A 22454-nucleotide genomic window follows, 5' to 3' on the forward strand; every position below is an offset into this window, starting at 1 on the left:
GATCAGGCGCAATGCCATCGCCGGCGTTTGCGGGTTAAGGTTGGGGCGTCCCGACGACGTCAGGAGCCCCTGCCCATGTCCGTCGACCCGTCGACGCCGCAGCCGCCCGCGGCGTGGCACGCGCTCGATGCCGACGAAGTCCTGCGCCGGCTGCATGCCGGCAGCGGCGGACTGTCCGACGAGGAGGCGGCCGACCGGCTCGTCATCCATGGCCGCAACGTGTTGCCGGCGCCGCCGACGCGCTCGCCGCTGCGCCGGTTCCTGGAGCAGTTCAACAACGCCCTGATCCTGTTCCTGCTCTCGGCGGCGGTGCTCGCCGGCCTGCTCGGGCACAGGATCGACGCGGCGGTGATCGTGGCGGTGGTGCTGGTCAACGCGGTGGTCGGCTTCGTCCAGGAGGGACGCGCCGAGCAGGCGCTGGCCGCGCTGCAGGCGATGCTGGCTCCGACCGCGCGCGTGCTGCGCGACGGCGTGCGCCGCGAGATCGACGTCGCCGGGCTGGTGCCCGGCGACACCGTGCTGCTGGAGGCCGGCGACCGGGTCCCGGCGGACGTGCGCCTGCTGCACGCGCGCGGGCTGCTGGTGGACGAGGCCGCGCTCACCGGCGAGTCGGTCGCGGCGGAAAAGACCGAAGTGCCGGTGGCGGAGGACGCGTCGCTCGGCGACCGCACCGGCATGGCCTATTCGGGCACGCTGGTCGCCGCCGGCCAGGGCCGCGGCGTGGTCGTGGCCACCGCCAGCGCCACCGAGATCGGCCGGATCAATACCCTGATCGGTTCGGTCGACGTGCTGGCCACGCCGTTGCTGCGCCAGATCAACCGCTTCGGGCGTCGCTTCACCGCGGTGGCGATCGCCGCCGCGGCGCTGCTGTTCGTGTTCGCGGTGTTCGCGCGGGATTACGCCTGGCTGGATGCGCTGATGGTGGTGGTGGCGCTGGCGGTGGGCGTGGTCCCCGAGGGCCTGCCGGCGGTGATCACCATCACCCTGGCGATCGGCGTGCGGCGGATGGCGACGCGCCACGCCATCGTGCGCCGGCTGCCGGCAGTGGAGACGCTGGGCGCGACCTCGGTGATCTGCTCGGACAAGACCGGCACCCTGACCCGCAACGAGATGACCGCGCGGCACCTGGTCACCGCCGGCGGCACCGCCGTGGCCAGCGGCGGCGGCTACTCGCCGGAAGGCGCGCTGGCGCTGGAGCGCGGCGGCGAGGCCGACGCGGGCATGCGCCGGCTGGTGCTGTGCGGCCTGCTGTGCAACGACGCCGAGCTGCGCCAGCGCGACGGCCACTGGCAGGTGGACGGCGACCCGATGGAGGGCGCGCTGCTGGCGCTGGCGCTGAAGGCCGGCTTCGAGCCGGACATGGCGCTGGCCGACCGGCCGCGCCTGGACGCGATCCCGTTCGACGCCAGCTATCGCTACATGGCCACCCTGCACCGCGGGGCGGGCGAAACCGCCGAGCTCTACGTCAAGGGCGCGCCCGAACAGCTGCTGGCGCTGTCGACCCGGCAGCTCGACGGCGACGGCGAGCCGCAACCGTTGCGCGCGGCGTTCTGGGAGTCGGCGATCGCCGAAGCGGCATCGCGCGGCGAGCGCGTGCTGGGCTTCGCGATGCGCACCCTGGAGCACGCGCCGGAGCGGCTGGAGCAGGAGCAGGTCGCCGGGCTGCTGTTCCTGGGCGTGGTCGGGTTCATCGACCCGCCGCGCGCGGAGGCGATGGCCGCGGTGGCCGACTGCCGCAGCGCCGGCATCGCGGTGAAGATGATCACCGGCGACCACGCCGCCACTGCCGCGGCGATCGCCCGCCAGCTGGGCCTGGCCGAGGCGCCGGTGGTGGTGGAAGGGCGGTCGCTGGACGGCGTCGCCGACGCCGAGTTGCCGGCGCTGGCCGCCGGGGCGGACGTGTTCGCCCGCGCCAGCCCCGAGCACAAGCTGCGCGTGGTGCGCGCGCTGCAGTCGCGCGGCGCGGTGGTGGCGATGACCGGCGACGGGGTCAACGACGCGCCCTCGCTCAAGCAGGCCGACGTCGGCATCGCGATGGGCCGCAAGGGCACCGAGGCGGCCAAGGAGGCCGCGGAGATGGTGCTGTCGGACGACAACTTCGCCTCGATCGTGGCCGCGGTGCACGAGGGGCGCACCGTCTACGACAACATCCGCAAGGTGGTCGCCTGGACCCTGCCGACCAACGGCGGCGAGATACTGGCGATCGTGATCGCGCTGCTGCTCGGCATGACCCTGCCGATGACGCCGGCGCAGATCCTGTGGATCAACATGGTCCTGACCGTCACCCTGGGCCTGGTGCTGGCGTTCGAGCCGGCCGAGCCGGGGGTGATGCGGCGGCCGCCGCGGCCGTCGTCCGCGGCGCTGGTGTCGCCGTTCATGCTCTGGCGCATCGTGCTGGTGTCGCTGCTGTTCACCGCCGGCGCGCTCGGTGTCTTCATCTGGGCGATCGGCCGCGGCCTGGACGTGCCGACCGCGCGCACCCTGGTGGTGAACACGCTGTGCGTGATGGAGATCTTCTACCTGTTCAACGTGCGCTACCTGCACATGACCTCGTTCACCTGGCGAGGCGCGCGCGGCACGCCGGCGGTGCTGTGGGCGATCGCTGGCGTGGTGGTGGCGCAGCTGGCGTTCACCTATGCGCCGTTCATGCAACGGCTGTTCGACAGCCGGCCGGTCGCGTTGCTGGATGGCGTCGTGGTGGTCCTCATCGGCGTGGTATTGATGGTGGTGCTGGAGTTGGAGAAGGCCCTGCTGCGGCGCTTGGGCTGGTTCGAGGAACTGGCCCTCGGCGGCGCGCGGGCATACGAGGGAACACGGGCATGAACGGACCGGACTGGAACAGCGCGGCACCGGACAGCATCCTGCTGGCGACCGACCTGGGTGCGCGCAGCGACCGCGCGCTGGACCGCGCGGTGCAGCTCGCGCGGCAGTGGAACGCGCGGCTGGTGGTGGCCACGGTGGTGGACGAACACGCGATGGAAGCGCGGGCGATGACCCTGCGCGATCCTCCGGGCTGGTATCGCGAGGAGGATCCCGCGGACCTGGCGCAAAAGCAGCTGCTCGAGGACCTGTCGGCGCGCGACCTGCGGGTGAAAGTGCGGGTGAAGCGCGGTGACGTGGTCGAGAGCCTGCTGGCGGTGGCGCACGAGGAGGGCTGCGGCCTGGTCGTCACCGGCGTGGCGCGCTACGAGGCCCTGGGCCGCATGGTGCTCGGCTCGACCGTGGACCGGCTGGCGCGGCGGTCCACGGTGCCGGTGCTGGCGGTGCGGCGGCGCGTGCACGCGCCGTACCGGCGCATGGTGGTGGCCAGCGACTGGTCCGGCTCTGCGCGCTACGCACTGCAGGCCGCGGCGGGGCTGTTCCCGGAGGCCGCGGTGAGCGTGCTGCACGGTTACGAGGTGCCGATGGCCGGGCTGCTCGACACCGCGCGCGACGAGACCGTGGCGCGCCTGGGCGAGCAGGCGCTGGCCGAGGGGCGCGCGTTCGTGGAGGATGCGCGGTTGCCCGGCGGTGCCGGCAGCGTCAGCCTGGTGGTGGAACGCGGCGATCCGGCGGTGCTGTTGCCGCTCTACGCCTGCCAGTTCCCGGTCGACCTGGCGGTGGTCGGTACCCATGGCCGCAGTGCGCTGTACGACATCGTCCTGGGCAGCGTGGCCCGGCGCCTGCTGGAGGCTGCGCCGGTGGATACGCTGGTGGTGCGCGATCCGCGGGCGGGTGCTGACTGAGAGAGTTTGCCCGTGGCGCCGGGCCGCGGCTGCACGCCATGTCGGCGCAGGCGACGCACTCGTGGTTCCGACGCCGTGTCGCGGACTGAAGTCCGCTCCTGCAAGGAAGAGTCGGCGTGTCCTGCAGTTGTAGGAGCGGGCATGACCGCGACCCGACGCCGTCGGCGCAGGCGACTCCCTCGTGGTTTCGACGCCCGTGTCGCTGGCTGAACCCGGCTCCTACAGGGAGGCGTTGCGGATGGGCTCGGGCAGGGGTGCGCTGCGGCCGGTCTGGGTGTCGATCCAGACCACGACCACGTTGCCGTCCGAGTACAGCACGCGCTCGTCCTGCTGGTCGACGATGCGGTGGCCGATGGTGACGCTGCTGTTGCCGAGCCGCTCGACGAACAGTTCGACCACGATGTCGTTCGGCCACACGATCGGCGCGCGGTAGTTGACGTTGGTCGCCGCGACCACCGGGGCGATGCGGTCGCTCATCGACACGCCGGGCACGCCCAGCAGCCAGCGCACGCGCGCCTCCTCCAGGTAGGACACGTACTTGGCGTTGTTGACGTGGCCCATCGCGTCCATGTCGCGCCAGCGCACGCTCATCGGGACGCGGGCCAGCTGTTTCGGGGCTGTCGCGGCCGGGGTCTCGCTCATCGGGTTGCCTTCTTGCGGGTGTTCTTGCTGGCGGACTTGCGCGGCGGCAGCACCTCGGGCCGGGCGACGGCCGCCGGCTTGCTGCCCTTGGCCGCCTTCGACTGCGGCAGCAGCTTGGCCAGGAAGCGGCCGGTGTGCGAGGCCGCGGTGGCGGCGATCTCTTCCGGGGTGCCGGTGGCGATGATCTGGCCGCCGCGGTGGCCGCCCTCCGGGCCGAGGTCCACGACCCAGTCGGCGGTCTTGATCACGTCCAGGTTGTGCTCGATCACCACCACCGTGTTGCCCTCGTCGCGCAGCCGGTGCAGCACGCCGAGCAGGTGCTCGATGTCGTGGAAGTGCAGGCCGGTGGTCGGCTCGTCGAGGATGTACAGGGTGCGGCCGGTGTCGCGCCGCGACAGCTCCTTGGACAGCTTGACCCGCTGCGCCTCGCCGCCGGACAGGGTAGTCGCGCTCTGCCCGAGCTTGACGTAGCTCAGGCCGACGTCGACCAGCGTTTCGAGTTTCCGCGCGATCGCCGGCACCGGCTCGAACAGCTTCAGCGCGTCCTCGACCGTCATCTCCAGCACGTCGTGGACGCTGTGGCCCTTGTACAGGATGTCCAGCGTCTCGCGGTTGTAGCGCTTGCCGTGGCAGACGTCGCAGGGCACGTACACGTCCGGCAGGAAGTGCATCTCGACCTTGATCAGGCCGTCGCCCTGGCAGGCCTCGCAGCGGCCGCCGCGCACGTTGAAGCTGAAGCGGCCCGGCGAGTAGCCGCGCGCGCGCGCCTCCGGCACCTGTGCGTACAGCTCGCGCAGCGGGGTGAACAGGCCGGTGTAGGTAGCCGGGTTGGAGCGCGGGGTGCGCCCGATCGGCGACTGGTCGATGTCCACGACCTTGTCGAACAGGTCCAGGCCGTCGACCTCGCGGTACGGCGCCGGCTTGTGCGAGGCGCCGTTGATCTCGTTGGCCGCCAGCGCGTACAGGGTGTCGTTGATCAGCGTGGACTTGCCCGAGCCGGACACGCCGGTGATGCAGGTCATCAGCCCCGCGGCGATCTCCAGGTCGACGTTCTTGAGGTTGTTGCCCGAGGCGCCGCGCAGGTGCAGGGTCATCTTCGGGTTCGGCTTGTGGCGCTTGGCCGGCACCTCGATCTCGCGCTTGCCCGACAGGTACTGGCCGGTGATCGAGCGCGGCGCCTTGAGGATGTCGGCCAGCTGGCCCTCGCCGACGATCTCGCCGCCGTGCACGCCGGCGCCGGGGCCGATGTCCAGGATGTAGTCCGCGGCGCGGATCGCGTCCTCGTCGTGCTCGACCACGATCACGGTGTTGCCCAGGTCGCGCAGCCGGGTGAGGGTGCCGAGCAGGCGCTCGTTGTCGCGCTGGTGCAGGCCGATCGACGGCTCGTCGAGCACGTACATCACCCCGACCAGGCCGGCGCCGATCTGGCTGGCCAGGCGGATGCGCTGGGCCTCGCCGCCGGACAGGGTGTCGGCCTTGCGCTCGAGGGTGAGGTAGTCGAGGCCGACGTCCACCAGGAAGCCGAGCCGCTCGTTGATCTCCTTGACGATCTTGGCCGCGATCTCGCCGCGCCAGCCCGCCAGCTTCAGCCCCTGGAAGAAGGCCAGCGCCTCGTCCACCGGCAGCACCACCAGCGCCGGCAGCGGCTTGTCGGCGACGAAGACGTTGCGCGCTGCGCGGTTCAGGCGCGCGCCGCCGCAGTCCGGGCACGGGCGCTCGCTGATGTACTTGGCCAGTTCCTCGCGCACCGCCGGCGATTCGGTCTCGCGGTAGCGGCGCTCGAGGTTGTTGACGATGCCCTCGAAGCGGTGCTTGCGCTGGGTGCGGCCGCCGCTTTCGGTGAGGTAGGTGAAGGTGATGGTTTCATCGCCGCTGCCGTACAGCACCGCCTGGCGCGCGGTTTCCGGCAGGGTCTGCCACGGCACGTCGACCTCGAAGCGATAGTGCCGGGCCAGCGAGTTGACCAGCTGGAAGTAGTAGGCGTTGCGCCGGTCCCAGCCGCGGACCGCGCCGGCGGCCAGCGACAGTTCCGGGTGCGCGACCACCCGCGCCGGGTCGAAGAACTGGGCCACGCCCAGGCCGTCGCAGGACGGGCAGGCACCCATCGGCGCGTTGAACGAGAACAGGCGCGGTTCCAGCTCGGGCAGCGAGTAGTCGCACACCGGGCACGAGTACTTGGACGAGAACAGCTGTGGCGGCGTCTCCGGGTTGTCCAGCGACATCACCATGGCCATGCCGTCGCCGAGCTTGAGCGCGGTCTCGAACGACTCGGCCAACCGCTGCTTGATGTCCTCGCGCGGGCGGAAGCGGTCGATCACCGCCTCGATGGTGTGTTTCTGGCGCAGCGCCAGCGCCGGTACCGCGTCGATCTCGTGCAGTTCGCCGTTGACCCGCACGCGGACGTAGCCCTGCGCGCGCAGCTGCTCGAACACCTGGGCGTGCTCGCCCTTGCGGTCGCGCACCACCGGCGCCAGCAGCATCCAGCGCTGCTCGGGGTCCAGCGCCAGCACCTGGTCGACCATCTGGCCGACGGTCTGAGCCTCCAGCGGGTAGCCGTGGTCCGGGCAGCGCGGCATGCCCACCCGCGCGTAGAGCAGGCGCAGGTAGTCGTAGATCTCGGTGATGGTGCCGACCGTGGACCGTGGGTTGTGCGAGGTCGACTTCTGCTCGATCGAGATCGCCGGGGACAACCCCTCGATGTGGTCGACGTCCGGCTTCTCCATCACGCTGAGGAACTGCCGGGCATAGGCCGACAACGACTCGACATAGCGACGCTGGCCCTCGGCGTAGATCGTGTCGAAGGCCAGCGACGACTTGCCGGAGCCGGACAGGCCGGTGATCACGATCAGCTTGTCGCGCGGCAGGTCGAGGTCGATGTTCTTGAGGTTGTGGGTACGGGCGCCGCGGATGCGGATCGTGTCCATCGCCATCGGGCAGGGGGTCCGTTGGAGGGCTGGGGGAGGCCGTAGGACGACCAATCGATCAGCCTACCGGCCTCCGGATTTGGGGGCAATCGGACGTATTGCCAGACGCCGCCGGGAGCGGTGCGGCTCGCCGTTGGCGGGCGGTCAGCTCGGTGGGCGGCGGTGCCAGGGAGGCATTGATGCCAGGCGCTGGGGGCGGGGCATCGGCATCGGTTCTGCCGGGGGCCGGCCCGAACCCGAGGACTGGCCGCTACGGACCGGATCGCCAATCCCCGATCCAGACACGGAGGGGCGGGGCCAGGAGTGGTGTTCCCGGTCCGGCTGCCGTCCGTTCCCGCGGCACCATGCGCTCATGCGGGGCACATTCCCGCAAGGCCGGGCTTCACAGCCGCCGCGGACGGTCGCCATTGACTCTAAGTCACTGACAGCAAAGGAGCTGGGCTCCCGCCTGCGCGGGAGCGACGGGCAATGGAAACTGGTCAGGGGATTCCGAAGTGGCCGGTGGGGCCCAGTGCCGCGTGATGCCCCGCGAGGGTACCCAGGGCCGGGTTCCCCGCCGGTGGCCCCGCCGCCGTCCCCCGGCAGCGGCTGAACGGTCGGGGCGGCTGGTTGCGCGTAACCGACTGAATTCCCTATAATCCCGCTCCTGTCCGTCCTCGATGACGGCAGAGCGACCACAATAACTACAGAGGAATGCCTGGTCATGTACGCAGTACTGGTAACCGGCGGTAAGCAATACCGCGTGGCGCAGGGCGAAACGCTCCGCGTCGAGAAGCTCGAGGCCGAGGCCGGCAGCGAGATCAAGTTCGACAACGTCCTGCTGCTCGGCGACAGCGACGGGATCAAGGTCGGCGACGCGCTCAAGGGCGCCAGCGTGACCGCCAAGGTCGTCGGCCACGGCCGCGCCGACAAGATCCGGATCATCAAGTTCCGCCGCCGCAAGCACCACATGAAGCGGCAGGGCCATCGCCAGCACTACACCGAAATCGAAATCACCGGCATCGCCGGCTAACTGCAAGGAGAATCCGTCATGGCACATAAAAAGGGCGTAGGCTCCTCGCGCAACGGCCGCGATTCCAACCCGAAGTACCTGGGCGTCAAGATCTTCGGCGGCCAGGCCGTCGAGGCGGGCAACATCATCGTCCGCCAGCGCGGCACCCAGTTCCATCCGGGCGCCGGCGTCGGCCTGGGCCGCGACCACACGCTGTTCGCGCTGGTCGACGGCAAGGTCGAGTTCGGCACCAAGGGCGCGGCCAAGCGTCGCACCGTCAGCGTCGTCGCCGAAGCGTAAGCTTCCAGCGCAACGACGAGCGAAGGGCCCCGCCGTGTGCGGGGCTTTTCGTTTGGTGGAGCGACAGCGGGAACGGGGAGTGAGGCTACGCTGCCGTTTCCCTTCCTGCTCCGTATCCGTGGCCCGCTAGACTTGCACCCGCCGCACCGTCTCATTCCCCGTTCCCCATTCCCTGATCCCTGCCTTTCCCATGAAACTCGTCGACGAAGCTGAAATCGAAGTCATCGCCGGCAACGGCGGCAACGGTTGCGTCGGCTTCCGCCGCGAGAAGTTCATCCCGCTGGGCGGGCCGGACGGCGGCGACGGCGGCGGCGGCGGCAGCGTCTGGCTGGTGGCCGACGAGAACCTCAACACCCTGGTCGACTTCCGCCACGAGCGCACCTTCAAGGCGCAGCGCGGCGAGAACGGCATGGGCCGGCAGATGTACGGCAAGGGCGGCGAGGACAAGGTCGTCACCGTCCCGGTCGGCACCGTGATCACCAACGTCGACACCGACGAGGTGATCGGCGACCTGACCCGCCACGGCGACCGCCTGCTGGTCGCCCGCGGCGGCAAGGGCGGGCTGGGCAACATGCACTTCAAGAGCTCGATCAACCGCTCGCCGCGCCAGGCCACGCCGGGCGAGCCGGGCGAGCAGCGCCTGCTGAAGCTGGAGCTGAAGCTGCTGGCCGACGTCGGCCTGCTGGGCTTCCCCAACGCCGGCAAGAGCACCTTCATCCGTGCCGTCTCGGCGGCCACGCCGAAGGTGGCCGACTACCCGTTCACCACCCTCTACCCGAACCTGGGCGTGGTCAGCGTCGAGGCGCACCGCAGCTTCGTGATCGCCGACATTCCCGGCCTGATCGAGGGCGCGGCCGAGGGCGCCGGGCTGGGCGCGCAGTTCCTGCGCCACCTGCAGCGCACCCGGCTGCTGCTGCACCTGGTCGACATCGCGCCGATGGAGGGCGGCGTCGAAGGCGTGTCGCCGACCGAGCAGGTACGCGCGATCGAGCACGAGCTGGGCAAGCACGATCCGGAGCTGCTGGCCAAGCCGCGCTGGCTGGTGCTCAACAAGGCCGACCTGATGTTCGAGGACGAGGCCGCCGAGCGCGCCGCGCAAGTGGTGGCCGAACTGGGCTGGCAGCAGCCCTGGTTCCTGGTCTCGGCGCTGGGCCGCGAGGGCACCTGGCCGATCATGCTCGAGGTGATGGCGTTCCTGGACCGGCAGCGCGCGGCCGAGGCCGAAGCGCGCAATGGCGCGGCCTGAGGCGATGCCCCGGATGGCAGGGCGCCAGACGACGAAAAACCCGGCCGGAGCCGGGTTTTTCGTTGCGCGCCTGGTCCGCGGCCGGGCGGCCGCGAAGCCGGGGTCAGGCGGCCTTGATCGCCTTGATGCGGGCGGTCAGGCGGCTCTTGTGGCGGGCGGCCTTGTTCTTGTGGATCAGGCCGCGCGAGCTGAAGCGGTCCAGCAGCGGCTGGGCGACGGCGTAGGCGGCCTCGGCGCCGGCGGCGTCGTTGGCGTCCAGGGCCTTGAGGACCTTCTTGACGGCGGTGCGGAGCTGCGAACGCTGGGCGGTGTTGCGCGCGTTGCGCACGACCGTCTGCTTGGCGCGCTTCTTGGCGGACTTGATGTTGGCCACGGCGGTGGATTCCTGAAAAACTGTTGCGAAAACGGTGTGGTGGGATACAGCGAACGCGAAATTATGGCGGATTCAAAGACTTGGGTCAACTGCCCCGGCCACGCCGGGGCCGGGCGGGGGGGGGCGGGCCGATGAGCGGTCCCCGTCTGCTGCGTTCGACCGCGGTCTTCAGCGGCATGACCCTGCTGTCGCGGATCGCCGGCTTCGGCCGCGACATGCTGCAGGCGACCCTGTTCGGGACCGGCGGGGCGATGAGTGCGTTCATCGTGGCCTACCGGATCCCCAACTTCCTGCGCCGGGTGTTCGCCGAAGGCTCGATGGCGATGGCCTTCGTGCCGGTGCTCAACGAGATCAAGGAGCGTGGCGACAAGGCGGCGCTGAAATCGTTCATCGACCACATGGCCGGCGCGCTGTGCGCGGTGGTGATGGTGGTCTGCGCGGCCGGCATGCTGGCCGCTCCGCTGATCGCGCGCCTGTTCGCCCCGGGCTGGGCCGACCAGCCGGAGCTGCTGGCGCAGACCGCGCAGATGCTGCGGATCACCTTCCCGTACCTGCTGTTCATCTCGATGATGTCGCTGGCCGCGTCGATCCTCAACAGCATGGGCCGGTTCGGGCTGCCGGCGTTCACCCCGGTGCTGCACAACCTGACCATGATCGCGGCGATGTTCTGGCTGGCGCCTCGCTTCCAGGTGCCGCCGCAGGGCCTGGCGTGGGGCGTGCTGGTGGCCGGCGTGCTGCAGCTGGCCTTGCTGTGGTCGGTGCTCGGACGGCTGGGCATGCGGCCGCGGCTGCGCCTGGATTTCCGGCATGCGGAGGTGCGCAAGGTCGCGCGGCTGATGCTGCCGACCCTGTTCGCGTCCTCGGTGGCGCAGGTGAACCTGATTGTCGGTACCGCGTTCGCCTCGCTGCTGGCGGCCGGCAGCGTGGACTGGCTGTACTACTCCGACCGCCTGATCGAGTTCCCGCTGGGATTGTTCGGGGTCGCCCTGGGCACGGTGATCCTGCCGCACCTGTCGCGCCGGCACGCCGCCGCCGACGCCGAGGGCTACAACGCTTCGCTCGACTGGGGCCTGCGCATGGCGCTGCTGGCCGGCCTGCCTGCCGGCCTGGGCCTGCTGCTGCTGGCCGAGCCGATCACCGCCACGGTCTACAACTACGGCCACTTCACCGCGTTCGATACCCGGATGGCGGCGGTCAGCCTGGGCGCGATGAGCCTGGGTGTGCCGGCGTTCATGCTCAGCAAGGTGCTCGCCCCGGCGTTCTTCTCGCGCCAGGACACCAGGACGCCGATGCGTGCCGCGATCTGGACCGTCGTGGCCAACGTGGTGCTGACGGTCGCCATCGTCACCCCGCTCTGGCGGGGCGGGGTGGAAGGCAGCCATGCCGGGATCGCCCTGGCCACGGCGCTGGCCGGCATGGTCAACGCCTGGCTGCTGTGGCGGGTGTTGCGCAGTTCCGGGCTGTACCTGCCGCAGCCGGGGTGGGGGCGGTTCCTCCTGCGCCTGGCCACGGCCTGCGTGGCGATGGCGGCCGTGGTCCTGGCCGCGCGCGCCTGGGTGGGGGAATGGACCGCGCTCGGCGGGCCCATGGCCCGGGTCGGGTGGCTGCTGCTGGCCATCTCCGCGGGCGCGGCCACGTACGCGCTGATGCTGTTCGCCCTCGGCCTGCGGCCCCGGCACCTGCGGCACTGACCCAACCAAGTCCGGCGCGGTGTGTGCCGGGGACGCTGGCCCGGCCGCGCCCGCTATACTTCGGCGTTCGGCCCCGGGCCGGCGCCGGCCGGCGCCGACGGGCGATGCAACCGGTCAAGCGAGATAGATGAGCAGGCTGTTCCGTGACGTCGATGGCGGGTCCCTGTGCCCGCGCGGCAGCGTGGTCTGCATCGGCGCCTTCGACGGCCTCCACCTGGGCCACCGGGCGCTGGTGCGCCACGCGGTGGCGCGTGCGCAGGCGTTCGGCCTGCCCGCCGTCGCCCTGAGCTTCGAGCCGTTGCCGCGCGAGTTCTTCGCCAAGGATGCGCCGCCGCCGCGGCTGACCCTGCCGCGCGACCGGATCGAGGGCCTGCTCGCCCTGGGCGTGGAGAAGCTGGGCCTGCTGCGCTTCAACGCCGCGCTGGCGGCGATGCCGGCGCAGGACTTCGTGCGCCGCGTGCTGGCCGGGCGATTGGGCGCGCGCGAGGTCTGGATCGGCCCGGACTTCCGCTTCGGCCACCGCCGCGGCGGCGACCTGGCGCTGTTGCGGGCGATGGGCGAGGAACTGGGGTTTGCCGCCGGCGAAATCGATCCGGTCCACGTCCACGGCGAACGGGTGTCGAGCACGCGGATCCGCGAGGCGTTGCGTGGCGGCGACTTCGCCCATGCGGCGGCGCTGCTGGGTCGTCCCTATGCGATCGGCGGGCGCGTGGTGCGTGGCCGCCAGCTAGGACGCACGCTGGGCTACCCCACCGCGAACCTGCGTTTCCCGAAGACGCCGGCACTGTCGGGCATCTATGCGACCCGTGTGCACGGCGTGGGACCGCAGCCGTGGCCGTCGGTGGCCAGCTTCGGCACCCGGCCGACCGTGGACGGGGTGGAGCCGCTGCTGGAGGCGCACCTGTTCGACTTCGAGGGCGACCTGTACGGGCGTCATCTCGAGGTCGAGTTCGTCGCCAAGCTGCGCGACGAGGAGAAGTTCCCCGACCTGCCGGCGCTGACCGCGCAGATGCACCGCGACGCCGGGCAGGCGCGCGCGATCCTCAGTGCGAATCCTCCACAAGAGTTCGACAGTGCGGGTCCGTCGCAAGAGCCCGCACGCGATGGTGCGAATCCCTCGCAACAGCCCGCACATCCATGTGCGGACAATGAAAAAAATGCGGATCCCCAGCCGCATCCCGCCTATCACCAAGCCGCCGCGCAACGGTAGATGCCGTGACCCACGACTACAAAGCCACCCTCCACCTGCCGGCCACGGATTTCCCGATGCGCGGCGACCTGCCCAAGCGCGAGCCGGACACCCTGGCGCGCTGGGAAGCCGACGGCCTGTACGCGCAGCTGCGCGCCAATGCCGCCGGCCGGCCGCTGTTCGTGCTGCATGACGGCCCGCCGTACGCCAACGGCGCGATCCACCTGGGCCATGCGGTCAACAAGATCCTCAAGGACGTCATCGTCAAGTCCAGGTACCTGGCCGGCTTCGACGCGCCGTACGTGCCGGGCTGGGACTGCCACGGCCTGCCGATCGAGATCGCGATCGAGAAGAAGTACGGCAAGGTCGGGACCAAGCTCGACGCCACCGAGTTCCGGCGGAAGTGCCGCGAGTACGCCGAGTCGCAGATCGAGATCCAGCGCAAGGACTTCAAGCGCCTGGGCGTGATCGGCGACTGGGACAACCCGTACAAGACCCTGGACTTCCGTTTCGAGGCCAACGAGATCCGCGCGCTGGCCAAGATCGTCGACAACGGCCACCTGACCCGTGGGGTCAAGCCGGTGCACTGGTGCTTCGATTGCGGCTCGGCGCTGGCCGAGGCGGAGATCGAGTACCAGGACAAGGCGTCGCCGGCCATCGACGTGGCCTACGCCGCGCGCGACGCGCAGGCGGTGGGCTTGGCGTTCGGCGTGGACGTCCCGGCCGAGGTCGAGGTCGCGCTGCCGATCTGGACCACCACGCCGTGGACGCTGCCGGCCTCGCTGGCGGTGTCGCTCGGCCCGGAGCTGGAATACGCGCTGGTCGAAGGGCCTGCGCGCGACGGCCGCCGCCGCTGGCTGGTGCTGGCCGACGCGCTGGCCGAGCGCTCGCTGCAGCGCTATGGCGTGGCCGGCGTGACCGTGCACGGCCGGGCCAAGGGTGCGGCGCTGGAACACCTGCTGTTCGCGCACCCGTTCTACGACGAGCGCGACATCCCGGCGATCCTCGGCGACCACGTCTCGGCCGAGGACGGCACCGGCGCGGTGCACACCGCGCCCGGCCATGGCCAGGACGACTACGTGGTCGGCAAGGCCTACGGCCTGATCGACAAGTACACCGCCGCCCAGCTCAACCCGGTCGACGGCCGCGGCGTGTACCTGCCGTCGACACCGGCCGCGCATGGCGTGGAACTGGCCGGCCAGCACATCTGGAAGGCCAACGACGCCATCGTCGAAGTGCTGCGCGCCAGCGGCGCGCTGCTGGCGGCGACCCGGCTCGAACACAGCTATCCACACTGCTGGCGGCACAAGACCCCGATCGCGTTCCGCGCCACGCCGCAGTGGTTCATCTCGATGGACCAGGCGAACCTGCGCGCCGATGCGCTGGCCGCCATCGACACGGTGAGGTGGTACCCGGAGTGGGGCAAGGCCCGCATCACCGGCATGGTCGAGGGCCGGCCGGACTGGACCATCTCGCGCCAGCGCACCTGGGGCGTGCCGATCGCGCTGTTCGTGCACCGCGAGACCGGCGAGCCGCATCCGCGCAGCAGCGAGCTGATGCGCCAGGTCGCCGAGCGGGTGGAGCAGGGCGGCGTCGACGTCTGGTACACGCTGGACGCGGCCGAACTGCTCGGCGCCGAGGCGGCCGACTACGACCGGATCACCGACATCCTCGACGTCTGGTTCGACTCCGGTGTGACCCACGAGGGCGTGCTGCTGGAGCGCGGCCTGGGCAAGCCGGCCGACCTGTACCTGGAAGGCTCGGACCAGCACCGCGGCTGGTTCCAGTCCTCGCTGCTGACCGGCGTGGCGATCGACAAGGCCGCGCCGTACCGGCAGTGCCTGACCCACGGCTTCACCGTGGACGAGCACGGCCGCAAGATGTCCAAGTCGCTCGGCAACGGCATCGAGCCGCAGGACATCATGAAGACGCTGGGCGCGGACATCCTGCGCCTGTGGATCGCCTCGGCCGACTACAGCAACGAGATGTCGCTGTCGCAGGAGATCCTCAAGCGCAACGCCGACGCCTACCGCCGCCTGCGCAACACCGCGCGCTTCCTGCTGGCCAACCTGCACGGGTTCGACCCGGGCCGCGACCTGCGTCCGCTGGAGGACATGGTCGCGCTGGACCGCTGGATCGTGCACCGCGCCTTCGAGGTGCAGGAGAAGATCAAGGCGGCCTACGAGCGCTACGACTTCGCCGAGATCGTGCAGGCGCTGCTGAACTTCTGCAGCGTGGACCTGGGCTCGCTGTACCTGGACGTGACCAAGGACCGCCTGTACACCATGCGCGAGGACTCGCGCGGCCGGCGCAGCGCGCAGAGCGCGATGTACCGCATCGCCGAGGCGTTCGTGCGCTGGATCGCGCCGGTGCTGAGCTTTACCGCCGACGAGCTGTGGGGCTATCTCCCCGCGTCCACGGAAAGCGGGCAGCGCGCCGGCAACGTGCTGTTCGCCACCTGGTACGACGGCCTGGCGCCGCTGCCGGCCGGCGCCGAGCTGGGCGCGGCCGACTTCGAACGCCTGCTGGCCCTGCGCGAGCAGGTCGCCAAGGTGCTCGAGCCGATGCGCGCCAACGGCCAGATCGGCGCCGCCCTGGAGGCTGAAATCACCGTGACCGCCGGCACCGACACCGCCGCCCACCTGCAGCCGCTGGCCGAGGAGCTGCGCTTCCTGTTCATCAGCGGCGACGTCTCGGTGGTGGCCGCGCAGACCGACGACATCTTCGTCAGCGCGCAACCGACGGCCAAGGCCAAGTGCGTGCGCTGCTGGCACCACCGCGCCGACGTCGGCGCCGATCCGGCGCATCCGCAGCTGTGCGGCCGCTGCGCCAGCAATGTCGACGGGCCCGGCGAGGAGCGGCGGTGGTTCTGAGCATGAGCAAGTCCGGTCCCAAGCCCAACGCGATGCCCTGGCTGCTGCTGTCGGCGGCGGTCATCGTCCTCGACCAGTGGAGCAAGGCCTGGGTGCTGTCCAGCCTGCCCGAGTACACCGCCGTGCCGGTGATCGACGGCTTCTGGAACTGGTACCGCACCTACAACACCGGCGCGGCGTTCAGCTTCCTGGCCGATGCCGGCGGCTGGCAGGCCACCTTCTTCACCGTGCTGGCCTTCGCCATCTGCGGCCTGCTGGGCTGGTGGCTGTGGCGCACGCCACGCGGCGACTGGCGCCAGGCGCTGCCGTACGCGCTGGTGATCGGCGGCGCGCTGGGCAACGTGATCGACCGCCTGGTCCACGGCCACGTGGTGGACTTCATCCAGTGGTACTGGCGCGGGCACTACTGGCCGGCGTTCAACCTGGCGGATGCGGCCATCGTCGGCGGGGCGATCGGCATCGCGGTGTTCGGGGTATTCGATGGCAGGAAGGCGAAGACGGGTTCATGATGTCCGTGCCAGGCTGTTGCCCGTCCACCCCCGTTTCGCAAGACTGAATCCTATGGACGTCACCCTCGCCAATCCCCGCGGCTTCTGCGCCGGCGTCGACCGCGCCATCGAGATCGTCAAGCGCGCGATCGAGACCCTGGGCGCGCCGATCTACGTGCGCCACGAGGTCGTGCACAACCGCTTCGTGGTCGACGACCTCAAGGCGCGCGGCGCGGTGTTCGTCGAGGAGCTGGACGAGGTGCCGGACAACGCCACGGTGATCTTCAGCGCCCACGGCGTGTCGCGCGCGGTGCGCGAGGAGGCCGAGCGGCGTGGGCTCAAGGTGTTCGACGCGACCTGCCCACTGGTGACCAAGGTCCACTTCGAGGTGGCCCGCCACTGCCGTGCCGGCCGCGACGTGGTCCTGATCGGCCACGCCGGGCATCCCGAGGTCGAGGGCACGATGGGGCAGTGGAACCGGGAGAGCGGGGTGGGCTCGATACATCTGGTCGAGGACATCGACGGCGTCGCCACCCTGCAGGTCGGCCAGCCGGACAACCTGGCTTACACCACCCAGACCACGCTGTCGGTAGACGACACCCGCGGGATCATCGAGGCGCTGAAGGTGCGCTTCCCCGCGATCCAGGGCCCGCGCCACGACGACATCTGCTACGCCACCCAGAACCGCCAGGACGCGGTGCGCGAGCTGGCCGGCCGCTGCGACCTGGTACTGGTGGTGGGTTCGCCGAACAGCTCCAACTCCAACCGCCTGGCCGAGCTGGCCCGGCGCGAGGGCGTGGAGTCCTACCTGATCGACGGCGCGCACGAGATCGACCCGGCCTGGGTCGCGGGCAAGCGCCACATCGGCCTCACCGCCGGCGCCTCGGCGCCGCAGGTGCTGGTCGATGGGGTCATCGCCCGCCTGCGCGAGCTGGGCGCCGAAGGCGTCGGCGAACTGGACGGCGAACCTGAGGACATGGTCTTCGCGCTGCCCAAGGAACTGCGGCTGCGCCTGGTCGGGTGAGTCTGCTGCAATCGCCCCATCCCTTTCGCCGCAGGCCAGGGAGGAAGAGGGCTGCTTGCGCGCCACCGGCGTGCAGCCCGATGAACGCCCGAAGGCTGTGCCTGAGGGCCGACCGGTTGGGGGCCTTGGCTCTCGTAGGAGCGGGCATGACCGCGACACGACGCCGTCGGCACAGGCGACGTCCCCATGATCCCGACGCCCGTGTCGCGGACTGAAGTCCGCTCCTACAGCATCCGGATATTGAGCTGGCGCAACTTGCGCAGGATCTCGAACAGCAGCGCGCTGCGCGTGGACGAGGCCTGCCGCGGCGTGGCGACGAAGCCGGTCGCGCTGAACAGCACCTGGCCCTTGTCGTTGATGCCGTCGATCAGCACGTTCGGCGCCGGCGCGTCGAGGATTCCCGGATGTTGGCGGAACGTCTCCAGCAACAGGTCGCGGACCAGGTCGGCATCGGTGGCCAACGGCATCGGCAGCACGATCTTCACCAGCCCCTCGGCGTTGGAATAGGTGCGGTTGCGCACCGTCTTGGTGATCAGCTCCGAATTGGGCACCAGCACCGTGGTGCGGTCGCCGGTCTGGATCTCGGTGGCGCGCACGTTGATCCGGCGGATGTCGCCCTCGGCGTCGCCGACCACCACCCAGTCGCCGACCTTCACCGGCCGCTCGGCCAGCAGGATCAGGCCGGAGATGAAGTTCTGCACGATCGCCTGCAGGCCGAAGCCGATACCGACCGACAGCGCGCTGGCGATCCAGGCGATCCGCTCCAGGCCGACGCCGATCGCGGCCAGTGCCATCGCCACCGCCGCCACGATGCCGGCGTAGCCGAACAGGGCGACCACCGAGGCGCGCATGCCCTCGTCCATGCGCGTGGTCGGCAGGTAGCGCCGCGCCAGCCAGCGCTTGATCAGGTGGAACGCGCCGGTGGCCAGCAGGAACACCGCCATCGCACGGACCACGCTGGCCGGGCTCAGCACCAGTTCGCCGATGGTGATGCCGCGGGCCAGGCCCAGGGCGCGGTCGATCAGGTCGTCGCCGCTGGCGCCGTAGGGCATCGCCAGCGCGATCAGGCCCAGCAGCGCCAGCAGGGTGCGCAGCACGGCCGAGAGCACCACCGCCAGCCGCTCGACGTGGCGCGGGTCCAGGCCGAAGCGGTTGTTGATCCGGCGCCCGGCCAGGCCATTGGCGCCCAGCACCGCACAGACCAAGTCGTCGATGAAGCGCATGCCCAGGTACAGCGTGGCCAGCATCACCGCCGTCCACAGCAGCTGCAGGGCGATGAAACCGGACAGGGCCACGTACCCGGTCAGCAGGCCCAGCAGGCAGACCGCCGCGCCGACCCAGCCGATGCCGGTGGCGACGTTGATCCAGGGCCGGAAATGCGGCTTGCAGGTCCCGTCGGCGGCCTCGACGGTCCGGGCCTGCAACCGGTGCACGCGCAGCAGCGCCAGCAGCACCACCGAGGTGGAGACCAGCGCGGCCAGCGCGGTCAGCGCCACCGCCAGCGGCAGGCTGGCATTGACCAGCGCGCCCAGCCGCTGCGGGAAGGTGGCGAGCACGATCGCCAGCGCCGCGGCCAGGGGCAGCGGGCGCAGCGCGGCCGCGCCCTCGTCGGAGATCGCAGGCAGGCGCCAGGAGGGGCGGCGAACCGAGAGCAGCACCGCCCCCAGCGTGGTCACGAAGGTGGCGAACACCAGCAGGTTGCCGGCCAGGTTGGCGAGCCGGCCGACGGCAAGCGGCGGGCTCGCCGGCAGCAGCGCCGCGTTGAGCAGCCCGACGATCCACCACGCCGCCAGCGTCGACAGCAGCACCCGCGCCAGCGCGGGCGCGGAGCGGCGCAGCGGACCGGCGGGAATGTGCTTGCCGACCAGCCGCGGCACGCTGCGCGCGCCGAACCAGCCGACCACCACCGCCACCAGCAGCGCGAGCAGCAGGTACATCGACGAGCGCAGCGGCCCGGATTGCCAGCGTTCGACCACCGCATCGCGCGCGTCCCGCCATAGGCCTGCCAGGCGTGCGTCATCGCGCTGGCGGTTGTCGCCCAGCTCGCGCCAGAAGCGCGGGCTCCAGGGTGCGGTGGTGCGCTCGGACAGGGTCCGGCGGAAGGTCGCCTGGCGTTCGGCGGCGATCCGTTCGAGCAGCTGGCCGCTTTCCACCGACGCCAGCTTGGCCTGGCGCAGCTCCGCGTCCACCTCGCTGCGTTGCTGCTGCAGGCTGCGCCGCTCGCGGGTGACCTCGGCCGCTTCCTGGTCCTCGCCGGCCGGAGCGTCGCCCAGTTCGGCCAGGCGCGCGTCCAGGCTCTGCAGCTGCGGGGTGCGCTCGGCGATGATCTGGTCGGCGCCGGCCTGGATCTTCAGCACCGCGTCGCGCGACGCCTGCAGCGCGGCATCGTCCGTCTGCCCGTCGAGCGCTGTGCCGATCTCTTCCAGCTGCTGGCGCGCCTGCTCCAGCGCCGGTGCCTGCGCCGCCGCCGGCCATGCCGGCAGCAGGGCCAGGAACAGGACCAGGAGGACGGAGCGCGGGAACGGGAGGCGATGGCGCATGCGGTACGCGGGCTCTGGGCAGGGGGCTAAGTTATCACCGTCGCCGCGCGGCTCCGTCTGCGCCCGGTGAAGGCAGGGCATACCGCCGCCGCTGGTCTGCCCGCCCCCGAACCGTTAGAATTCCGCCCCCGGACGCGCCCGCGCGGCTGGCCATTGCCGGAATAGCTCAGTTGGTAGAGCGGCGCATTCGTAATGCGTAGGTCGCAGGTTCGACTCCTGTTTCCGGCACCAGATCGTGACAGGCCCCGCTCCGGCGGGGCCTCGTCGTTTCCGGAGGCCGCCGTCTCGCCAGCGGAGACCGGCCGCGGCTACAGTGGCCTCCCGTTCCGGAACACTCCCGCATCCGTGGCCAAGCTCTCCACCAAGTCCAGCGCGCGCACCGCCTACGTCTGCGGCGAATGCGGCGCCGAATACAGCAAGTGGCAGGGCCAGTGCGGCGAATGCGGCGCCTGGAACACTCTCTCGCAGGTGGTGCTCGAGCCGGCCGGCGCCCCTGCCGGCCCCGGCGCGTCGCGGCGTTCCGGCTGGGCCGGCAAGGTCGATCCGCCCAAGGTCACCGCGCTCAAGGACGTCAGCCAGACCGCGGAGGTGCGGGTGTCCACCGGTATCGGCGAGCTGGACCGGGTGCTCGGCGGCGGCCTGGTCGAGGGTGCGGTGGTGCTGGTCGGCGGCGACCCGGGCATCGGCAAGTCGACCCTGCTGCTGCAGGCGCTGGCCAGCATGGCCGCGCAGTTGCCGGCGCTGTACGTGACCGGCGAGGAATCGCTGGCCCAGGTCGCCGGGCGCGCGGTGCGCCTGGACCTGCCATTGGACAACCTGCAGGCGCTGGCCGAGACCGGGGTCGAGTCGATCCTGCAGCACGCCTCGCAGGCGCGTCCGAAGCTGATCGTGGCCGACTCGGTGCAGACCCTGTGGACCGAATCGCTGACCGCCGCGCCAGGCTCGGTCAGTCAGGTGCGCGAGAGCGCCGCCCGGCTGGTGCGCTACGCCAAGGAGACCGGCACCGCGGTGTTCCTGGTCGGCCACGTCACCAAGGAGGGCGGCATCGCCGGTCCGCGCGTGCTCGAGCACATGGTCGACGCGGTGCTGTACTTCGAGGGCGAGAGCGGCAGCCGCTTCCGGGTGCTGCGCGCGTTCAAGAACCGCTTCGGCGCGGTCAACGAGCTGGGCGTGTTCGCGATGGGCGACAAGGGCCTGAAGGAAGTGCCCAACCCGTCGGCGATCTTCCTGTCCGGCAGCTCGCAGCAGCCGGGCAGCTGCGTGATGGTGACCCGCGAGGGCACCCGGCCGCTGCTGGTCGAGGTGCAGGCGCTGGTGGATTCCTCGCCGCTGTCCAACCCGCGCCGGGTCGCGGTCGGCCTGGAGCAGAACCGGCTGGCGATGCTGCTGGCCGTATTGCACCGGCATGGCGGGGTGGTGGTCGGCGACCAGGACGTGTTCGTGAATGTCGTGGGCGGCATCCGCGTGCAGGAGACCGCGGCCGATCTGCCGGTGCTGTTGGCGGTGCTGTCCTCGCTGCGCGACCGGCCGCTGGCCGACAAGACCGTGGCTTTCGGCGAGGTCGGCCTGTCCGGCGAGATCCGGCCGGTGCCCAACGGCGAGGAGCGGCTGCGCGAGGCCGCCACCCACGGCTTCAGGCGTGCGATCGTGCCCAAGGCGAACGTGCCGCGCGCGGTGCGCCACAAGGACCTGGAAGTGATCGCGGTCGAGCGCCTGGCCGACGCGCTGGAATACGCGTGAGCGAACCGCAGCGGAGCCTGCCGGAGCCAGCCGCCAGTCCGGGCCTGGGCGCGGCCCGCGTGCTGTCGCTGCTGCTGCACCCGTTCGCGGTGTTCACCGCGCTGGTGCTGGTCGCCGCCTGGCAACTGGACCCGGCCGCGCTGCCGAAGGCGCTGCTCGGCATGGCGGTGGTGGTCGCCATCGTCTGGGCCTTCGTTCTGCAGCGATGGCGCAGCGGTCGCTGGAGCACGGTGGACGCGTCGCGCCCGCGCGAGCGGCCGCTGCTCTACGGCCTGGCGCTGCTGCTGGCCGGCGGCTGGTGGTGGTGGATGGGCGGGCGGGCTTCGCCGCTGTCGAGCGGGGCGGCAGCGGCGGTGGCGATGCTGTGCGTGGCCGGGCTGGCCAACCGCTGGATCAAGCTGTCGCTGCACATGGCCAGCCTGCTGTTCGCGGGAACGGCGCTGCTCGGCCTGTGGGCACCGGGCGCGATGGTGCTGCTGCTGGCGGCGCCGTCATTGGCCTGGTCGCGGCTGCGCCTGGCGCGGCACACGCTGCCGGAGGTGTTGGGCGGCGCGCTGCTCGGCGCGCTCGTCGGCGGGGGCCTGCTGCTGGCCTGAGGTGCTGGCCAGGGTGGTCAACCAGCAGGTGTGTTGGCGATGCGCGACAAGGGCGGCCGCGTGGCGGCCGGATCCGCCGCGCCTGCCGACGGCCCGTCGGTCGTGTAGTCCT

The 22454-nt window shown here is 71.1% G+C and carries 16 protein-coding genes and 1 tRNA gene; 13 read left to right on the forward strand and 4 right to left on the reverse strand.

Features of this window, described 5'->3' with window-relative positions:
• Positions 1-75 precede the first annotated feature (75 nt).
• Both WQ53_RS12955 and WQ53_RS12960 read left to right on the forward strand, forming a co-directional pair.
• Entirely contained in the window at positions 76-2823 is a 2748-nt protein-coding gene (locus WQ53_RS12955) for an HAD-IC family P-type ATPase (RefSeq protein ID WP_052633018.1), read from the forward strand.
• The gene (locus WQ53_RS12960) at positions 2820-3725 is read left to right on the forward strand and encodes a universal stress protein (protein ID WP_052633020.1); all 906 of its coding nucleotides are present in this window, start codon (positions 2820-2822) and stop codon (positions 3723-3725) included. The genes WQ53_RS12955 and WQ53_RS12960 overlap by 4 nt, the downstream gene beginning before the upstream one ends.
• Before the next feature lie 219 nt (positions 3726-3944).
• On the opposite strand, the gene WQ53_RS12965 is transcribed toward WQ53_RS12960, so the two are convergent.
• Together WQ53_RS12965 and uvrA are read right to left on the reverse strand one after the other, a co-directional pair.
• On the reverse strand, positions 3945-4367 hold the full coding sequence (locus WQ53_RS12965) for an acyl-CoA thioesterase (protein ID WP_052633022.1): 423 nt from the start codon (positions 4365-4367) through the stop codon (positions 3945-3947).
• Positions 4364-7297, reverse strand: coding sequence for an excinuclease ABC subunit UvrA (gene uvrA / locus WQ53_RS12970; RefSeq protein WP_052633024.1), 2934 nt, complete (start codon positions 7295-7297; stop codon positions 4364-4366). The genes WQ53_RS12965 and uvrA overlap by 4 nt, the downstream gene beginning before the upstream one ends.
• A gap of 697 nt (positions 7298-7994) precedes the next feature.
• Here uvrA and rplU point away from each other — a divergent pair.
• The 3 genes from rplU to obgE all read left to right on the forward strand — a co-directional run bounded on the left by rplU (position 7995) and on the right by obgE (position 9828).
• Positions 7995-8303, forward strand: a complete 309-nt coding sequence (gene rplU / locus WQ53_RS12975; RefSeq protein WP_052633026.1) for a 50S ribosomal protein L21 — start codon at positions 7995-7997, stop codon at positions 8301-8303.
• Positions 8304-8321: 18 nt separating this feature from the next.
• Positions 8322-8582 carry a 50S ribosomal protein L27 gene (gene rpmA, locus WQ53_RS12980; RefSeq protein WP_052633028.1) on the forward strand — a complete coding sequence of 87 codons (261 nt, stop codon included), beginning with the start codon at positions 8322-8324 and terminating at the stop codon, positions 8580-8582.
• Positions 8583-8772: 190 nt separating this feature from the next.
• On the forward strand, positions 8773-9828 hold the full coding sequence (gene obgE, locus WQ53_RS12985) for a GTPase ObgE (RefSeq protein ID WP_052633030.1): 1056 nt from the start codon (positions 8773-8775) through the stop codon (positions 9826-9828).
• A gap of 103 nt (positions 9829-9931) precedes the next feature.
• On the opposite strand, the gene rpsT is transcribed toward obgE, so the two are convergent.
• Positions 9932-10201, reverse strand: a complete 270-nt coding sequence (gene rpsT, locus WQ53_RS12990) for a 30S ribosomal protein S20 (protein ID WP_052633033.1) — start codon at positions 10199-10201, stop codon at positions 9932-9934.
• A gap of 131 nt (positions 10202-10332) precedes the next feature.
• Between rpsT and murJ the strand changes: the two genes are divergently transcribed.
• The 5 genes from murJ (at position 10333) to ispH (ending at position 17466) form a co-directional block, all read left to right on the forward strand.
• Complete coding sequence (gene murJ, locus WQ53_RS12995) at positions 10333-11892, forward strand: murein biosynthesis integral membrane protein MurJ (protein ID WP_052633035.1); 1560 nt, start codon at positions 10333-10335, stop codon at positions 11890-11892.
• Between the two features lie 127 nt (positions 11893-12019).
• A complete protein-coding gene (locus WQ53_RS13000) occupies positions 12020-13102 on the forward strand; it encodes a bifunctional riboflavin kinase/FAD synthetase (protein WP_052633037.1) in 1083 nt (360 codons plus the stop codon).
• A gap of 5 nt (positions 13103-13107) precedes the next feature.
• A complete protein-coding gene (gene ileS / locus WQ53_RS13005) occupies positions 13108-15954 on the forward strand; it encodes an isoleucine--tRNA ligase (protein WP_052633038.1) in 2847 nt (948 codons plus the stop codon).
• A 2-nt stretch (positions 15955-15956) separates the two neighbouring features.
• Positions 15957-16463, forward strand: a complete 507-nt coding sequence (gene lspA, locus WQ53_RS13010; protein ID WP_052633040.1) for a signal peptidase II — start codon at positions 15957-15959, stop codon at positions 16461-16463.
• 52 nt (positions 16464-16515) lie between these two features.
• Positions 16516-17466 (forward strand): 4-hydroxy-3-methylbut-2-enyl diphosphate reductase, encoded by a 951-nt coding sequence (gene ispH / locus WQ53_RS13015; RefSeq protein ID WP_052633042.1) that lies wholly within the window; start codon positions 16516-16518, stop codon positions 17464-17466.
• 224 nt (positions 17467-17690) lie between these two features.
• Here ispH and WQ53_RS13020 read toward each other — a convergent pair whose 3' ends face one another.
• The gene (locus WQ53_RS13020; protein ID WP_052633044.1) at positions 17691-20006 is read right to left on the reverse strand and encodes a DUF3772 domain-containing protein; all 2316 of its coding nucleotides are present in this window, start codon (positions 20004-20006) and stop codon (positions 17691-17693) included.
• 155 nt (positions 20007-20161) lie between these two features.
• On the opposite strand from WQ53_RS13020, the gene WQ53_RS13025 reads away from it, so the two are divergent.
• From WQ53_RS13025 to WQ53_RS13035, 3 genes are all read left to right on the forward strand, one after another.
• A tRNA-Thr gene (locus WQ53_RS13025) sits at positions 20162-20237 on the forward strand.
• 114 nt (positions 20238-20351) lie between these two features.
• Positions 20352-21746, forward strand: coding sequence for a DNA repair protein RadA (radA, locus tag WQ53_RS13030; protein ID WP_052633046.1), 1395 nt, complete (start codon positions 20352-20354; stop codon positions 21744-21746).
• On the forward strand, positions 21743-22342 hold the full coding sequence (locus WQ53_RS13035; protein ID WP_052633048.1) for a hypothetical protein: 600 nt from the start codon (positions 21743-21745) through the stop codon (positions 22340-22342). The genes radA and WQ53_RS13035 overlap by 4 nt, the downstream gene beginning before the upstream one ends.
• The last annotated feature ends 112 nt before the right edge of the window (positions 22343-22454 follow it).

Source organism: Pseudoxanthomonas suwonensis (genome assembly GCF_000972865.1).
In the GTDB taxonomy this organism is placed as follows: Bacteria; Pseudomonadota; Gammaproteobacteria; order Xanthomonadales; family Xanthomonadaceae; genus Pseudoxanthomonas; species Pseudoxanthomonas suwonensis_B.

Excerpts from the sequence above, each read along its gene's own strand:
- rplU (WP_052633026.1), top strand. The coding sequence starts at position 7,995 with ATGTACGCAGTACTGGTAACCGGCGGTAAGCAATACCGCGTGGCGCAG.
- murJ (WP_052633035.1), top strand. The coding sequence starts at position 10,333 with ATGAGCGGTCCCCGTCTGCTGCGTTCGACCGCGGTCTTCAGCGGCATG.
- WQ53_RS13020 (WP_052633044.1), bottom strand. The coding sequence starts at position 20,006 with ATGCGCCATCGCCTCCCGTTCCCGCGCTCCGTCCTCCTGGTCCTGTTC.
- WQ53_RS13000 (WP_052633037.1), top strand. The coding sequence starts at position 12,020 with ATGAGCAGGCTGTTCCGTGACGTCGATGGCGGGTCCCTGTGCCCGCGC.
- WQ53_RS12960 (WP_052633020.1), top strand. The coding sequence starts at position 2,820 with ATGAACGGACCGGACTGGAACAGCGCGGCACCGGACAGCATCCTGCTG.
- uvrA (WP_052633024.1), bottom strand. The coding sequence starts at position 7,297 with ATGGCGATGGACACGATCCGCATCCGCGGCGCCCGTACCCACAACCTC.
- lspA (WP_052633040.1), top strand. The coding sequence starts at position 15,957 with ATGAGCAAGTCCGGTCCCAAGCCCAACGCGATGCCCTGGCTGCTGCTG.
- WQ53_RS12965 (WP_052633022.1), bottom strand. The coding sequence starts at position 4,367 with ATGAGCGAGACCCCGGCCGCGACAGCCCCGAAACAGCTGGCCCGCGTC.
- ispH (WP_052633042.1), top strand. The coding sequence starts at position 16,516 with ATGGACGTCACCCTCGCCAATCCCCGCGGCTTCTGCGCCGGCGTCGAC.
- rpmA (WP_052633028.1), top strand. The coding sequence starts at position 8,322 with ATGGCACATAAAAAGGGCGTAGGCTCCTCGCGCAACGGCCGCGATTCC.
- obgE (WP_052633030.1), top strand. The coding sequence starts at position 8,773 with ATGAAACTCGTCGACGAAGCTGAAATCGAAGTCATCGCCGGCAACGGC.
- WQ53_RS12955 (WP_052633018.1), top strand. The coding sequence starts at position 76 with ATGTCCGTCGACCCGTCGACGCCGCAGCCGCCCGCGGCGTGGCACGCG.